This window comes from Streptomyces sp. NBC_00045 (assembly GCF_045041095.1).
Classification (GTDB): domain Bacteria; phylum Actinomycetota; class Actinomycetes; order Streptomycetales; family Streptomycetaceae; genus Streptomyces.
On sequence record NZ_CP108271.1, the window covers coordinates 2,526,777 to 2,540,282 of the forward strand.

The following is a 13,506-nucleotide window of genomic DNA, read 5'->3' on the forward strand; positions in this document are numbered from 1 at the left end:
CTGCCTGCTGCTGTGCCGTCGTTGCTGCCGCCATCACCTCACCCCTTCACGTCACCCTCGCTGCGTCGGCAGCAATAGTGACCAGGGCCGGAGACAGTTCCTAGCCGGTTTCCTGTTCCCTCAAAAACCCGTCCCGGATGCCTTCAACGAGGCTCCGCATTTCATCGCCGGACACCGCCGCTTTCTCGAATCCTTCGAACTTCCGGACGTACATTTCAACGTCGCGCGGATCCGTGACGACTATCTCGGCGTGCACCGTCTCAACGGTCACCATGCGGTCGTCTCGGACGACGAAGGCGTGATTGGCGATGTCCGTCTGCGGGGCGGACAGCGGCACGACCCTGATGTCTACGTGCGCGAGGCGGGACATGGAGACGATCCGGTCGAGCTGCGCGGCCATCATCGGGGGCGGGACGATCCGCCACCGAAGGACGGGTTCGGTGATGACGAAGCGGAGCTTCTTCGTGCTGTCGAACAGCACCGCCTGACGTTCAAGCCTGCCGCTGATCGTGCGCGTGAGGGCGTCCTCGCTCAGGTCATGGCGCTGAAGGATGGCGCGGATGTACTCGGGCGTCTGGAGCAACCCGGGCACCAAGGCGGGCTGGAACAGCCTCAGGACGGCCATCTGAGCTTCCAGGGCCTTCGCCGCCTGCTGGCCCTTGTGGATGCCGGCCCGCTTGAGGAGACGCCACGCGGTGGCCTCAGTGGTCGCCGCGCGGGCAGCTTCCGTGTACTCGGCCTTGATGGCGTCAGAGACGCCTATGGCGGTCAGGATGCGCTCCACGTCCGTGGCGCTCGGCAGGAGGTTGGGGTTCTCGATCTTGGAAAGCTTGGACGGAGACATGAGGGCGCTACGAGCGACTGCTTTGGCTTCCTTGCCGGATGCCTCTCGCAGTGCCCGCAGCGCGGCCCCGAGCTGTGCCTTGTTCACTCGCCGTACTTGGCCCACCAGTCGGTGAACGGCTCCGCGTGGGCGAGTGCCGTTTCCCGGTAGGCGACGTAAGCGGCAGCGTCGTCCTGTGGCAGAACGTCGGCGCCAAGGAATCCCCCGGCGTCGTCGTACCGCATCACGGCCGTGCCCTTGGAGTCGAAGAGCCAGAAGTCCGGAACGGCGTCGAGCGGGTTCGGGGCGTCCGTCACGTCGAGGATGAAGAACTCTTCCCCGCCGGTCATGTTCGTCCGGTAGCCCCACCCCAGCTCGAATCGGAGGTACTCCGTGAGAGGCCGCTTGAGGACGTGCACGCGGTACACCCGCTTGCCCTCGTGCGTGAGTCCTCGGAGTTCTTCGACCCATCCGGCGTTGTAGCCCTCAGGCCGCTCCTGACCGGCCTGGAAGGCCCGGTAGGCATCAACGTTCCCGGAGCCGCTGTAGTCGTCCAGAGTCTCCAGGCGGAAAGCCTCGTGCTGGAACCGCTCGAAGAGTTCGGCGAGGGTGCTAGATGAGGCCATCGGCAATGGCCTTCTTGATCAGCTCGACGGGGATCTCCACGAGGGTTTCGTGAGCGGGAATCTTGAGCCCGTGGTCGTCGGGCGTCTCGCCCTGCACGAGGAACGTACCTCGGTCGGTGGCGTAGATCGTCGGGCAGTCCTTCACGTCACAGGTGCTGATCAGCTTGGTCACCTTCATGGCTTCCGGTTCCCCTCTCCCGTTCGGCGTAGTGCCGCGTTCGATGCTCCCGACCCCGTGACCCCGGGGTCAAGCGATCACGATTGAGGGAACGGGAAACCGGCCCGGACAGCAGAAGACCCCCGACCTTTGTGGCCGGGGGTCCCTGGGCGCTGGATTCCAGCACGGCGCCAGCACCGCTACACCTATCCAGCAAACGCATCTAGATGGGTCAGTTATCGGCCAACGATCCTTCTTGGCCACGGGCCACTGTCCACCCCGGGCTCTGTTCTGCACACGATCGGATGAATGTGGGACAGAGAGGGCGGCATGGGCGGAGTTCGCCGCTACATTCACGCCGTTCACAGGGCCGGGACTCCGGTCCGTCACGTCAGGAAACCGTGGAGCCGATGACGGAACGACCTGCCCAGCGCGTCCCCAACCGGCAGCTCGCGGCGCTGATCGCGGAAGCCGGGTTCTCCAACGCCGGTCTGGCCCGCCGCGTCGACCAGCTCGGCCTCGAACACGGTCTCGATCTGCGGTACGACAAGACCTCCGTGACCCGATGGCTGCGCGGGCAGCAGCCGCGCGGCACCACCCCGGCGCTGATCGCCGAGGTCTTCACCCGCCGGCTGGGCCGGCGGCTCTCCGCCCAGGACCTGGGCCTGGACGCCTGCGCGCCCGTCTACGCCGGTCTGGAGTTCGCGGCCACCCCGGAGGAGGCCGTCGACATCGCCAGCGGTCTGTGGCGCAAGGACTCCGGTTCCCACGCCGAGCTGCGGAAGATCGCGTTCACCCCGGCCGGACTGGTCGTACCCAGCCGGGACTGGCTCATCGGGCGGCCCGACGAGCGGGTGGGCCGCGGCGCCGATCCGGCGACCGCGACCCGGGTCCCGGTGCAGGGGCGCGGCTCGGTGCCCCGCCAGCGGCAGATCGACCGGGGGCCCGGCCAGCGGGTGACCGGCGGGGACATCGCGGCGCTGCGGTCGGTGAGCGAGCTGTTCCGGACCCTCGACCAGGCCTACGGCGGCGGGCACGCCCGACAGGCCCTGGTGCGCTACCTGGAGCACGAGGCCGAGCCCATGCTCCGCGGCACCTACGGGGAGACCACCGGGCGGCGGCTGTTCTCCGCCGCCGCCGACCTGACCCGGCTCGCCGGCTGGACCTCGTACGACATCGCCGCGCACGGGCTCGCCCAGCGCTACTTCGTCCAGGCCCTGCGCCTCGCACAGGCGGCCGGGGACCGGCCGTACGGCTCGTACGTGCTGGTGACCATGAGCCGGCAGGCCGTCTACCTCGGCCACGGCCGGGAGGCGGTGCAGCTGGCCCGGGTCGCGCAGCAGGGCGTCGGCTCCGGGCCGCCGCCGGTGGTGCAGGCGCTGCTGCACTCCGCGGAGGCGCGCGGACACGCGGTGCTGGGCGAGGTCCGGGCGGCGACGGCTTCGCTGGTGCGGGCCGAGCGGGCGCTGGGCGGGGCCCGGCCGGGGGACGACGTACCGCACTGGGCGCGCCTCTTCGACGAGGCGCAGCTGGCGGACGAGTTCGGGCACTGCCACCGGGACCTCCAGCAGTACCGGGCCTCGGCCCAGCACGCGGAGCGCTCGCTGCAGCTGCGGGCGCCGGGCTTCGCGCGCTCGCGGCTGTTCTGCCGGGTGGTGCTGGCCACGGCCCGGTTGGGGCTGGGAGAGCTGGACCAGGCGTGCGCGCTGGGCGCGGAGGCCGCGCAGCAGGCGATGGAGATGCGGTCGGTGCGCGCGGTGGAGTACGTACGGGACTTCGAGCGCCGGCTGGAGCCGTACCGGGACGCCTCGGCAGTACGGACGTACCGGGACCGGGTCGCGGCCCTGCCGTGAGCGCCGCCGGCGAGGCGGTCGGGGCGGTGGGCGGGGCGGTGGGCGGGGCGGTGGGCGGGGCGGTGGGCGGGGCGGTGGGCGGGGCGGTGGGCGGGGCGGTGGGCGGGGCCCGGTTCCGCGGAGGGAACCGGGCCCCGGTGTCGGGCTTCTCAGGCCACCGCCGGAAGGGCTGGTTCCGCGCTCGCCGGGAGCCGGATGCCGAAGTCGCGCAGGACGGCCGTGGCGGCGCGGCGGGCCGAGTGCAGCGCCCCCTGGACCGTGTTGGAGTCGCGGTGGTCCCCGCACACGTACAGCCCGGCCAGGACCCGGACCGGACGGCGCAGGTCGTACGGCGGCGGCATCGCGGGGACGGCCTCCGGGGCGTGGTGGACTGCCAGCAGCTCCCAGTCCCGGGTGCCGGTCTCGTACAGCCGGGCCAGGCGCGAGGCGACCGTGCGGGCGGGCGGCGGCGGGCCGAGCACGGTGGTGGTGACCAGGCTCCGGCCGGCGGGGGCCCGCACCGGGTCGACCGCGCTCATCACCGCGGTGTGGGCGACGGGCCACCGGGTGTCGGCGTCCAGCAGGAGCGAGCCGTCCCAGGGGAGCGGCGCGGCGGTGGCGTGGTGGATGACGGTGACCTCGTGGAACGCCGGAACCCGCAGCCCCGGCAGCAGTTCCGAGGCCGCCCGCGCCCCGGTGGCCAGGACGGCGGAACGGCAGCTGAAGTCGCCGTGTTCCTCGGTGGTGACCAGGTTGGTCGCCACCGACCGGACCCGGACCCCGGTGCGCACCGTGCCCGGTGGCAGCGCGGCGGCGAGCAGGTCGGGCAGGGCCGCTGCTCCACCCTCGGGCACGGCGAGCCGGCCGCGGGCGAAGGTGCGCAGGGCGAGGTCGGCAACCCGGCTGGAGGTGGTGAGTTCCGGATCGCGGAGCAGCGCGGAGAGCAGGGGCCGCAGGGTCGCGCCGTGGGTCCGGGAGCGCAGGGCGGCCAGCGCCGTGCGCTCGGGGCGGGCCAGTACGCGTTCCACCGGCAGGGCGGCGAGCCGGCCGAGGTAGGCGCTGAGCCGGGCCTGGTCGAAGGATCCGCTGGCCAGCGCGCGGGCCGGGGTCAGGGCCCCGGCCCGCAACTGCCTGCCGTCGGTGTGGACGAGCACCCCCGGCGCGAAGGGCCGCAGGACCAGGCCGGCCAGGCCGGGGGTCCGGTCGAGCTCCGTGTACGAGGTGTTGAGCAACTGCCCGATCCGGTCCAGCCGGAATCCGTCGACGTGCTCGGTGGCCATCCGGCCGCCGGGATCGTCGGCGGCTTCCAGGACGGTGACCGCGACCCCTGCCGCGATCAAGTGGTGCGCCGCCGCGAGTCCTGAGACCCCGGCTCCTACGATGACGACGTCCGCATGCTGTGCGGCGCGGTGTGAGCTGCTGAGCACGTGCCCCTCCCCGAGGTCGGCGCGGCTGTGTGGGAATCCTCCTTCCCCCAACCGGCTCCAGGGGAACCCGAGTTCGGTGGGGTATTGCCGTCGGGCCCGGTCGCACGGCGGTCGCATCCGGGTCACAGACGGTCGCACGGGGCCGGCGGCCGGGGCCGGGAAGGGCCTCGGACGGGGGCCGGGCAGCGCGGGAGCAGGGGCCCGGGCGGTGCCCGCTACCGGCCGAGGGCGGCCCGGATCGCCTCGTCGATCCCGGGGTGCCGGAAGGTGAACCCGGACTCCAGCAGCCGGGAGGGCAGCACCCGCTGACTGCCCAACACGTCCCCGGCGAACTCGCCGAGCACCACGCGCATGGCCGCCGCCGGTACGGGGAACGGCGTCGGCCTGCGCAGTACGCGGCCCATCGCGGCGGTGACCTCACGGTTCGTCAGCGGCTCGGGGGCGGTCAGGTTGACGGGGCCGGACAGCTCCGGGGTGTCGACGGCGTACCGCAGGGCGGCGATCTCGTCGTGCAGGGAGATGAAGGACCAGTACTGGCGGCCGTTGCCGAGCCTGCCGCCGACCCCCGCCCGGAAGATCGGGAACAGCTTGCCCCAGGCCCCGCCCTCGGCGGCGACCACCAGTCCGGTCCGGGCGAACACCGTCCGTACGCCGGCCTCCTGGGCGGGGGCGGCGGCCGCCTCCCACTCGATGCAGACCTCCGGCAGGAAGCCCTGCCCCGCCGGGGCGTGCTCGTCGACGGCGTGCTCGCCGGTGTCGCCGTAGTAGCCGACGGCGGTGCCGCAGACGAAGACGGCGGGCGGCGCGTCCAGCGCGGCGATCGCCCGGGCCATGGCGTCGGTGCCGCGGACCCGGCTGTCCCGGATCTCCCGCTTGTACGCGGCGTTCCACCGGCGGTCGCCGACCCCGGCCCCGGCGAGGTGGACGACGGCCGCGCAGCCGGCGAGCCCGGCGGGGTCGACGTACCCGCGGCGCGGATCCCAGGCCGCCTCGTCGGGAGCGGCGGGCGTGCGGCGCACGAACCGCACCACGTCGTGCCCGTCCGCCCGCAGGGACCGTACGAGGGCATGCCCGATGAGCCCGGTCGACCCGGTGATCGCAATGCGCATGCCCCCATGATGCAACCCCGCCCCACGACAGGGGTGCGGCGCGACGCGGCGCGCTCAGACGGTTCCCAGCCAGGTGCCCACCGCGTACGTGACCGCCATCGCCAGGGCGCCGCCGGTGACGTTGCGCAAGACCGCCCGCGGGGCGGGGGCACCGCCCAGCCGTGCGCTGATCACCCCGCACAGGGTGAGCGCCCCCAGCACCGCCGCCACCGTCACCGGTACCCGCTGCGACGGCCCCGGCAGCACGATCGCCAGCAGCGGCAGCACCGCCCCCACCGTGAAGGCGATCAGGCTGGCGAACGCCGCGTGCCAGGGGTTGGCCAGCTCGTCGGGGTTGATCCCGAGCTCCACCCGGGCGTGCGCCTTCAGCGCGTCGCGCTCCGTCAGCTGCACCGCCGCCTCCCTGGCGAGTTCCCGGTTCAGCCCCCTGGCCTCCAGCAGCTGGGTCAGTTCCTCCAGCTCCGCTTCCGGCTCCTCCGCCAGCTCCCGCCGCTCCGCCTCCAGGGCGGCCCGTTCCGAGTCCCGCTGGGAGCTCACCGAGACGTACTCCCCCGCCGCCATCGACAGCGATCCCGCCAGCAGTCCGGCCACTCCCGCCTCCAGGATCGACGCGCGCGAGGTGGTGGCCCCGGCCACGCCCACCACCAGCCCGGCGGTGGAAATGATCCCGTCGTTCGCGCCGAGCACCCCCGCCCGCAGCCAGTTCAACCGTGTGCTGATCGCCGCGCTCTGCTCCGCCGACCCGTGCGTACCCGTATCCGTCACGGGACCACTGTCGGCGCCCGGCCCCCGCACGGCCACCCGGCAGGCCGGTCCGGGGTGCGCGGCCCCGGCGCGCGTACCAGGGTGGAGGGGTGAGACGCCGACGCGAGGAGCCCGGCTGGCTGCAGGGAAAGCCACCACCACGCTGGGCGCGGCTCGCACCCGCCGTGGCGCTGGTGGGGCTGGTCCTCGCGCAGCGGGCCACCCCGGGTGACATCGAGCTGGGCTTCTTCCTCGCCGGCCTGCCCCCGGTGGCGGCGTTCGCGTACGGGGCCGCCGGGACCGCCGTCTTCGCCGCCCTGGTGCTCTTCCTGCTCGGGGAGCCGTGGATCGGGGTCGCTCACGCCCGGGGCACCGACCTGGCCACGGTGGCCGCGATCGGGCTGCTCAGCGTGGTGATCGCCTGGGTCCGGCGGCGCCGTGACGCCCAGCTGGTCAGCGTACGGACCGTCGCGGAGGCGGCGCAGCTGGCGGTGCTGCCGCCGGTGCCGGACCGGGTCGGTCCGGTGCGCTGCGCCGGGCTGTACCGGGCCGCCCAGCGCGGCACCCTGGTCGGCGGCGACCTGTACGACGTACGGGCCGGGCCGTACGGGGTGCGGGCGCTGGTCGGGGACGTGCAGGGGCACGGCCTGGCGGCCGTCGGCACGGTGGCCGCCTTGCTCGGCGCCTTCCGGGAAGGGGTACTGGACGATCCGGAGCTCGCGGGTGTGGCGGCCCGGCTGGACCGCAGACTGCTGGCCGACACCGCGGCCCCGGCGCGCCCTGCGGCGGACACCACGGGCCCGCCCGGCCCGGCGGACCCGGCCGGCCCCGCGGACCCCGCCGGGCCGGGCGACGGATCGGCCGGGCATCCGGAGCTGTTCGCGACGGCGCTGCTGCTGGAGTTCCCGCCCGGGCTGGGGCTCGTACGGATCGTTTCGTGCGGGCATCCGCCGGCGCTGCTGCTCCGGGCCTCCACCGTGTCGGAGGTGACCGTCGAGCCGGGCCCTCCGCTGGGGCTCGGGCTCGCCGGAGAGGACCTCGCGGTGGTGGCCGACGTACCTCTGCTGCCGGGCGACCGGCTGCTCGCGCACACGGACGGGGTGACCGAGGCCCGGGACGCGGCGGGCGAGTTCTACCCGCTGGCCGCCCGGGTCCCGGTCCTGGCGAAGGATCCGCAGGGGCTGGTCGGGGCGGTGTGGCAGGACCTGGTGAAGTTCACCGACGGCGGCCCGCGCGACGACGTGGCCCTGCTGGTGCTGTCCCTCCCGGACTCCACGGACGGCGCCGGATGACCGGCCGGGTCGGACGCGTCGGGTCCGACCCGGCCGGGCGGTGCGGTGTGGCGCGGTGCCGTGCGGTGAGGTGCCGTGCGGTGAGGTGCTCAGGCTCCGTTGCTGATGATGAAGGCGCGGACCATCTTGCACGTGACATTCGACGGACGGTGGACGCCCGTGCGGACCGCCATCGTGCGGATCTTCCGGTTGGTGGCGCGGCGGGCGTCGTACGTCCCCGAGTCGAGCAGGGATATTGCCAACCGCATCGCCTTCAGACGGCGGTTGTGGCTCTCGTACCACTCGCGGGGCAGGCCCGCCGGAAGCGGCTTCTTCTTGACGGGCCCCATGGTCATGGCAGTGGCCATCTACAGCCTCCCAAACGGTAGTTGGCTTCCTGTCGTTCTCCCTCGATTTTACCGGGGACCACTGACAGAAGCCCCTGGCCAGACATGCTCCGGATAGGCTGGCGGCCATGGAGATCTGGATCAATCCCGCCTGTTCGAAGTGCCGCAGCGCGCTGACCTTGCTGGACGCGGAGGGTGCGCAGTACACGGTGCGCCGGTACCTGGAGGACGTGCCGAGCGAGGGCGAGATCCGCGAGGTCCTGGACCGGCTCGGCCTGGAGCCGTGGGACATCACGCGCACCTCGGACCCGCTCGCGAAGGAGACCGGCGTACGGGACCTGCCGCGCGAGGAGACGGACGAGGCCCGCGGGCTCTGGATAGCCCACCTGGCGGCGCACCCGAAGCTCATCCAGCGCCCGATCATCACAGCGGAGGACGGCACGGCGGTGGTCGCCCGCTCGGAGGAGGCGGTCCGCGAGGCCCTGTCCCGCCGGGGCTGAACCGTCCGACCTGCGCGGACGGCCCGCTGATCGCCCGCCGACGCGCGGGGACGGCCGCCTACGCTCCCCGTATGACGTCCGACGACACCGCCCCCGCGTCCGCCACGGGCACCGATCCGGGCAGCGGCTCCGGCGGGGCCGATCTGCACCTTGAGCTCCCCGCGCACGGTGCCCGGCGGGCCGCCCTGGCCCGGGCCCTGCGGGACGCCGTGCGCAGCGGCCGGCTCGTCGGGGGGACCCGACTGCCGCCGTACCGGGCGCTGGCCGCCGACCTCGGGCTGGCCCGCAACGCCGTCGCCGACGCGTACGCCGAGCTGGTGGCCGAGGGCTGGTTCACCGCCCGGCAGGGCTCCGGCACCCGCGTCGCCGAGGGGGTCGCCGTCGCCACCACCCCGGCGGCGCCGGCCGCGGCCGTCCCGGAGGGGCCGCGGCACGACCTGCTCCAGGGCAAGCCCGACCCCGCCTCCTTCCCGCGGGGCGCCTGGTCCGCGAGTGCCCGGCGGGCCCTGGCCGAGGCTCCCACCGAAGCCTTCGGGCCCGGCGATCCCCGGGGCCGCCCGGAGCTGCGGCGGGCACTGGCCGCGTACCTGTCCCGGGCCCGGGGCGTGCGTACCGACCCGGGGAACATCGTGGTGTGCTCCGGCTTCGCGAACGGCCTGCGGCTCCTCGCGTCGCTACGGCCCCGCGACTGGGCCGTGGAGGAGTACGGACTCCCCTTCCACCACGGCATCCTCGAAGCCGCCGGGGTCCGCCCGCACCCCGTGGCCGTCGACGAGGACGGCGCCCTTACGGACGCGGTCCCGGCCCGGGCGCGCACGCTGTTGCTGACCCCGGCCCACCAGTTCCCGACGGGGGCCCGGCTGCTCCCGGCGCGGCGTGCCGCCGCCGTGGAGTGGGCCCGTACGACGGGCTCCCTGATCGTGGAGGACGACTACGACGGGGAGTTCCGCTACGACCGCAAACCGGTCGGCGCGGTCCAGGGGCTAGCCCCCGGGCACGTCGTCTACGCGGGCTCGCTGAGCAAGTCCCTCTCCCCCGCGGTCCGCCTGGGCTGGCTGGTGCTGCCGGACCACCTGGTCGAGCGGGTCCTCGCGGCGAAGGGCTTGCGGGAATCCTGGGCGAGCGCCCTGGACCAGCTGGCACTGGCCGACTTCATCGAGTGCGGCGCCTACGACCGCCACATCCGCCGCATGCGCCACCGCTACCGCGACCGTCGCGACCAGCTGGTGTCCGCGCTGGCCTCCCGGGCCCCGCAGTTGCGGGTGACGGGCATCTCGGCGGGTCTGCACGCGGTCCTGGAGCTCCCGCCGGGTACGGAGGCCGCGGCGCTGGGGGCGGCCCGGGCGGCGGGCCTGGCCCTGGACGGCCTCTCGGGGTACCGGCACCCCGCCGCGGCGGGGGCGGGAGGGGGCAGGGAGGGGCTGGTGGTGGGGTACGCGGCGCCGCCGGAAGCGGCGTTCGGTCGGGCGGTGGAGGCACTGGCGGCTGCGGTGGGTTCCGTGGCCGCGCCACGGCCGTAGCGCCGGGTGGCCGGGGCGGCGCCCGACCACCGTCGACACCCGTCGCGGGGGCCGCGCGCCCGGGCCCTCATCTCGCCCTCACACCTCGCCCCATATGGTGTAGACCATAGGAAAAGGGATGTACCACACCGAGGGACGGCGATGACCGACACGAAGGACCAGCAGCAACTCCTGCCCCGACTGCCGCCCACGGGGTCGCGCCCCGCCGCGCGCCGGGGTGCCGACTGGATGTTCGGCGGGGTCTACGGGACCGTGCTCGCGTCCGGCCTGCTGGCCGCGCTCGATCGGGCGGGCGGCGAGTACACCCCGTTCTACGACGCCACCTGGGTACTGGTGACCGCCGGTGCGGCCGCCCTCGCGCACGGCTACTCGCACCACATGGCCGGCCACCCGGCCGGATCCGCCGCCCACAGGTGGCGGGCGCTCGTGCGGGCGTTGTGGAACGAGTGGCCGATGATCGTGGCCACCCTTCCCACCGTCCTGCTGCTGGTCTTCGCCGGGCTCGCCCACTGGGACTCCCCCGGGGTGACCGCCGTCGGGCTCGGCCTGAACACCGCGCTGCTGTTCGCCTGGGGGTCCTTCGTGGCGCTCCGCGTCGGCTACCGGCTCGGCCCGGCCCTGCTCATCGGCATGGCGGACGCCACCATCGGTCTCGTGATCATCGTGGCCAACGCCGTCATCAAGTAGCCGGCCGGGCGCCGCGCCCGGGCCATGGGCCGCCCCCGGCCGGGGATCGGCCTCAGGCCGGCAGCTGCTCCTCGGCCTCCGCCAGGATCTGCGTCAGCCGGGCCGCGAACTCCGCGTCGCGCGGGTCCGCCACCCCGGTCCGGGCGGCGGTGACCAGCGCGTCCAGGGCGCGCCCGTACGCCCCGGGCACATCGGTCCAGTTGGGCAGCGAGAACACCCCTTCGGCCCCGCGCAGTTCCAGCCCCACCCCGGCCGCCGCGGCCGGCGCGCCCAGGCTGAGCACGGCGGTGCTGGCGGCGCCCGACGCGTGCCGCAGGACGAGCTGGACCACGTCGGACGGCCCGCGGGCGGCGGTGACGGACGTGACGTCGCCCAGGACCGGGATCAGGACGGACAGGGCGTGCGGGCCGACGTCCCAGAGCCCGCCCTTGTCCTTGCGCCAGGGCGAGGCGGCGTACGCGCTGGGCGCACCGTCGGGCGGGAAGACGGCGCCGAGCCAGTGGGCGCTCGCGGTGAACCAGCCGGAGCGGGCGGCCTGCTCGGCGACCCAGCCGGCGGCGGGCTCGGCGAAGCGGAGGGTGAGGAAGACGACGGAGGCGACGCCGTGCCGGGCGGCGGCGTCGGCCACGGCGCGGGCGTCCCGGGTGGTCGTGGCGACGGGCTTGTCGAGGAGCAGGTGGCGGCCCGCGGCGGCGGCGCGCACGGCGAGCGGAGCCTGTACGTCCGGCGGCAGGGCGAAGGCAACGACGTCACAATCGGCGAACAGCGCGTCGGGGTCTTCGTACACCTTCACGCCGTACGCGTCGGCCAGCTCGGCGGCCGCTTCGGGGCGCCGTCCCCACACTCCGGCGAAGTCGGAGCCGGAGTGCGCGGCGAGGGCTGGGGCATGGGTGCGCTGGGCCCAGGGGCCGGTGCCCAGCAGGCCGACCCGGGGGCGGGCCGGCAGGCGGGAGGAGTCCGTGGGGCCACCGGTCGAAGTCAAATCGTACGAAATGCTCACCTGCTCAGTCTGCCCCACTCGGACGGGCGTGCTGCGACCAACCCGCACAACCCGCTCGACCTGCGGCGTAAACCTCGGTAACACGGGGTTCACACATGGGCAACGGTAGAGAAATCGCGAGCGGGCACGCTGCGGTCCACACCGCAACGACATCGCAGCACCGCGAACGCAGCACCCGCAGAGTCTGCGCCGGAGCGACGCACCGAAGGATGGGGCCCGTGAGCTACAAGGCTGAGTACATCTGGATCGACGGCACCGAGCCGACGGCGAAGCTGCGCTCCAAGACGAAGATCCTGGCCGACGGCGACGCGCTGCCGATCTGGGGCTTCGACGGATCGAGCACCAACCAGGCCGAGGGCCACGCCTCCGACCGCGTGCTCCAGCCGGTGTTCTCCTGCCCGGACCCGATCCGCGGCGGCGACAACCTCCTCGTGCTCTGCGAGGTCATGAACATCGACATGACCCCGCACGAGTCGAACACCCGCGCCCTGCTGCGCCCGATCGCCGAGCAGTTCGCGGACCAGGAGCCGATCTTCGGCATCGAGCAGGAGTACACCTTCTTCGACGGCATCCGGCCGCTCGGCTTCCCGGTGGGCGGCTTCCCCGCCGCGCAGGGCGGCTACTACTGCGGAGTCGGCTCGGACGAGATCTTCGGCCGCGACATCGTCGAGAAGCACCTGGACCACTGCCTCGCGGCGGGCCTGAGCATCTCCGGCATCAACGCCGAGGTCATGCCCGGCCAGTGGGAGTTCCAGGTCGGCCCCGTCGGCCCGCTGGAGGTCTCGGACCAGCTGTGGATCGCGCGCTGGCTGCTGTACCGCACCGCCGAGGACTTCAACGTCTCGGCGACGCTGAACCCGAAGCCGGTGAAGGGCGACTGGAACGGCGCGGGCGCGCACACCAACTTCTCGACGAAGGCGATGCGCGAGGACTACCGCGCCATCATCACCGCGTGCGAGTCGCTGGGCGAGGGCAGCAAGCCCCTGGACCACGTCAAGAACTACGGCGCCGGCATCGACGAGCGCCTGACGGGTCTGCACGAGACCGCCCCGTGGAACGAGTTCAGCTACGGCGTGTCCGACCGCGGCGCCTCGGTCCGCATCCCGTGGCAGGTGGAGAAGGACGGCAAGGGCTACATCGAGGACCGCCGCCCGAACGCCAACGTGGACCCGTACGTGGTGACCCGTCTCATCACGGACACCTGCTGCGCGAGCCTGAAGAAGGAGGGCCTGGTCTAGCACCCGGCCCCCACTGCGCGACGCACGGCGCCCGCCGAGCCCCCGTGGCCCGGCGGGCGCCGCCGCGTTCCTGGCCCGAGCCCGCCCTGCGTCCACACTGTTGACCAGCATGCGATACGGGGCGCCGGTCCGGACGGGCCGACGAGGCATGCCGGGTGACGGTTTGTCCGGGTTACCGGAGGTCCACTGGAGATGTTCTCGCGGAATTTGAGATTCCGCTCCAGC

General features: G+C 73.8%; 14 protein-coding genes. 6 read left to right on the forward strand and 8 right to left on the reverse strand.

What is annotated here, in order from left to right:
• Window positions 1-100 precede the first annotated feature (100 nt).
• Genes OHA65_RS11900 through OHA65_RS11910 form a run of 3 tightly spaced genes read right to left on the reverse strand, consistent with a single transcriptional unit; the run spans window position 101 to window position 1,627 of the window.
• Entirely contained in the window at window positions 101-931 is an 831-nt protein-coding gene (locus tag OHA65_RS11900; protein ID WP_405761824.1) for a helix-turn-helix domain-containing protein, read from the reverse strand.
• On the reverse strand, window positions 928-1,449 hold the full coding sequence (locus tag OHA65_RS11905; RefSeq protein ID WP_405761826.1) for a DUF6879 family protein: 522 nt from the start codon (window positions 1,447-1,449) through the stop codon (window positions 928-930). The genes OHA65_RS11900 and OHA65_RS11905 overlap by 4 nt, the downstream gene beginning before the upstream one ends.
• Complete coding sequence (locus OHA65_RS11910; RefSeq protein WP_033222303.1) at window positions 1,436-1,627, reverse strand: hypothetical protein; 192 nt, start codon at window positions 1,625-1,627, stop codon at window positions 1,436-1,438. The genes OHA65_RS11905 and OHA65_RS11910 overlap by 14 nt, the downstream gene beginning before the upstream one ends.
• A gap of 389 nt (window positions 1,628-2,016) precedes the next feature.
• Here OHA65_RS11910 and OHA65_RS11915 point away from each other — a divergent pair, with 389 nt between their 5' ends.
• Window positions 2,017-3,459, forward strand: a complete 1,443-nt coding sequence (locus OHA65_RS11915; protein ID WP_327283102.1) for a regulator — start codon at window positions 2,017-2,019, stop codon at window positions 3,457-3,459.
• A 149-nt stretch (window positions 3,460-3,608) separates the two neighbouring features.
• Here the strand turns inward: OHA65_RS11915 and OHA65_RS11920 are convergent, their stop codons facing one another.
• The 3 genes from OHA65_RS11920 to OHA65_RS11930 all read right to left on the reverse strand — a co-directional run bounded on the left by OHA65_RS11920 (window position 3,609) and on the right by OHA65_RS11930 (window position 6,739).
• A complete protein-coding gene (locus tag OHA65_RS11920) occupies window positions 3,609-4,865 on the reverse strand; it encodes an FAD-dependent oxidoreductase (RefSeq protein WP_328762516.1) in 1,257 nt (418 codons plus the stop codon).
• Window positions 4,866-5,080: 215 nt separating this feature from the next.
• Window positions 5,081-5,974 carry a TIGR01777 family oxidoreductase gene (locus tag OHA65_RS11925; protein ID WP_327283104.1) on the reverse strand — a complete coding sequence of 298 codons (894 nt, stop codon included), beginning with the start codon at window positions 5,972-5,974 and terminating at the stop codon, window positions 5,081-5,083.
• Window positions 5,975-6,028: 54 nt separating this feature from the next.
• The gene (locus OHA65_RS11930) at window positions 6,029-6,739 is read right to left on the reverse strand and encodes a VIT family protein (protein WP_327283105.1); all 711 of its coding nucleotides are present in this window, start codon (window positions 6,737-6,739) and stop codon (window positions 6,029-6,031) included.
• An 89-nt stretch (window positions 6,740-6,828) separates the two neighbouring features.
• Here OHA65_RS11930 and OHA65_RS11935 point away from each other — a divergent pair, with 89 nt between their 5' ends.
• Window positions 6,829-8,010: a PP2C family protein-serine/threonine phosphatase gene (locus OHA65_RS11935; RefSeq protein ID WP_327283106.1), complete on the forward strand. Its 1,182-nt coding sequence runs from the start codon at window positions 6,829-6,831 to the stop codon at window positions 8,008-8,010.
• An 89-nt stretch (window positions 8,011-8,099) separates the two neighbouring features.
• Here the strand turns inward: OHA65_RS11935 and OHA65_RS11940 are convergent, their stop codons facing one another.
• Window positions 8,100-8,357, reverse strand: a complete 258-nt coding sequence (locus tag OHA65_RS11940; protein WP_327283107.1) for a hypothetical protein — start codon at window positions 8,355-8,357, stop codon at window positions 8,100-8,102.
• A gap of 107 nt (window positions 8,358-8,464) precedes the next feature.
• On the opposite strand from OHA65_RS11940, the gene OHA65_RS11945 reads away from it, so the two are divergent.
• The 3 genes from OHA65_RS11945 (at window position 8,465) to OHA65_RS11955 (ending at window position 11,043) form a co-directional block, all read left to right on the forward strand.
• The gene (locus tag OHA65_RS11945; RefSeq protein ID WP_327283108.1) at window positions 8,465-8,836 is read left to right on the forward strand and encodes an ArsC/Spx/MgsR family protein; all 372 of its coding nucleotides are present in this window, start codon (window positions 8,465-8,467) and stop codon (window positions 8,834-8,836) included.
• A 71-nt stretch (window positions 8,837-8,907) separates the two neighbouring features.
• Window positions 8,908-10,356 (forward strand): PLP-dependent aminotransferase family protein, encoded by a 1,449-nt coding sequence (locus OHA65_RS11950; RefSeq protein ID WP_327283109.1) that lies wholly within the window; start codon window positions 8,908-8,910, stop codon window positions 10,354-10,356.
• A 141-nt stretch (window positions 10,357-10,497) separates the two neighbouring features.
• Window positions 10,498-11,043: a hypothetical protein gene (locus tag OHA65_RS11955; RefSeq protein ID WP_327283110.1), complete on the forward strand. Its 546-nt coding sequence runs from the start codon at window positions 10,498-10,500 to the stop codon at window positions 11,041-11,043.
• Window positions 11,044-11,095: 52 nt separating this feature from the next.
• Here the strand turns inward: OHA65_RS11955 and OHA65_RS11960 are convergent, their stop codons facing one another.
• Entirely contained in the window at window positions 11,096-12,025 is a 930-nt protein-coding gene (locus OHA65_RS11960) for a Gfo/Idh/MocA family protein (RefSeq protein WP_405763399.1), read from the reverse strand.
• A 236-nt stretch (window positions 12,026-12,261) separates the two neighbouring features.
• Here OHA65_RS11960 and glnII point away from each other — a divergent pair, with 236 nt between their 5' ends.
• Window positions 12,262-13,281 carry a glutamine synthetase gene (gene glnII / locus OHA65_RS11965; RefSeq protein ID WP_327283111.1) on the forward strand — a complete coding sequence of 340 codons (1,020 nt, stop codon included), beginning with the start codon at window positions 12,262-12,264 and terminating at the stop codon, window positions 13,279-13,281.
• Window positions 13,282-13,506: the final 225 nt, after the last annotated feature.

What these genes read in the sequence shown, in the direction of transcription:
- OHA65_RS11905 (WP_405761826.1), bottom strand. Translation starts at nt 1,449, where the DNA reads ATGGCCTCATCTAGCACCCTCGCCGAACTCTTCGAGCGGTTCCAGCAC.
- OHA65_RS11910 (WP_033222303.1), bottom strand. Translation starts at nt 1,627, where the DNA reads ATGAAGGTGACCAAGCTGATCAGCACCTGTGACGTGAAGGACTGCCCG.
- OHA65_RS11915 (WP_327283102.1), top strand. Translation starts at nt 2,017, where the DNA reads ATGACGGAACGACCTGCCCAGCGCGTCCCCAACCGGCAGCTCGCGGCG.
- OHA65_RS11925 (WP_327283104.1), bottom strand. Translation starts at nt 5,974, where the DNA reads ATGCGCATTGCGATCACCGGGTCGACCGGGCTCATCGGGCATGCCCTC.
- OHA65_RS11940 (WP_327283107.1), bottom strand. Translation starts at nt 8,357, where the DNA reads ATGGCCACTGCCATGACCATGGGGCCCGTCAAGAAGAAGCCGCTTCCG.
- OHA65_RS11945 (WP_327283108.1), top strand. Translation starts at nt 8,465, where the DNA reads ATGGAGATCTGGATCAATCCCGCCTGTTCGAAGTGCCGCAGCGCGCTG.
- OHA65_RS11950 (WP_327283109.1), top strand. Translation starts at nt 8,908, where the DNA reads ATGACGTCCGACGACACCGCCCCCGCGTCCGCCACGGGCACCGATCCG.
- OHA65_RS11955 (WP_327283110.1), top strand. Translation starts at nt 10,498, where the DNA reads ATGACCGACACGAAGGACCAGCAGCAACTCCTGCCCCGACTGCCGCCC.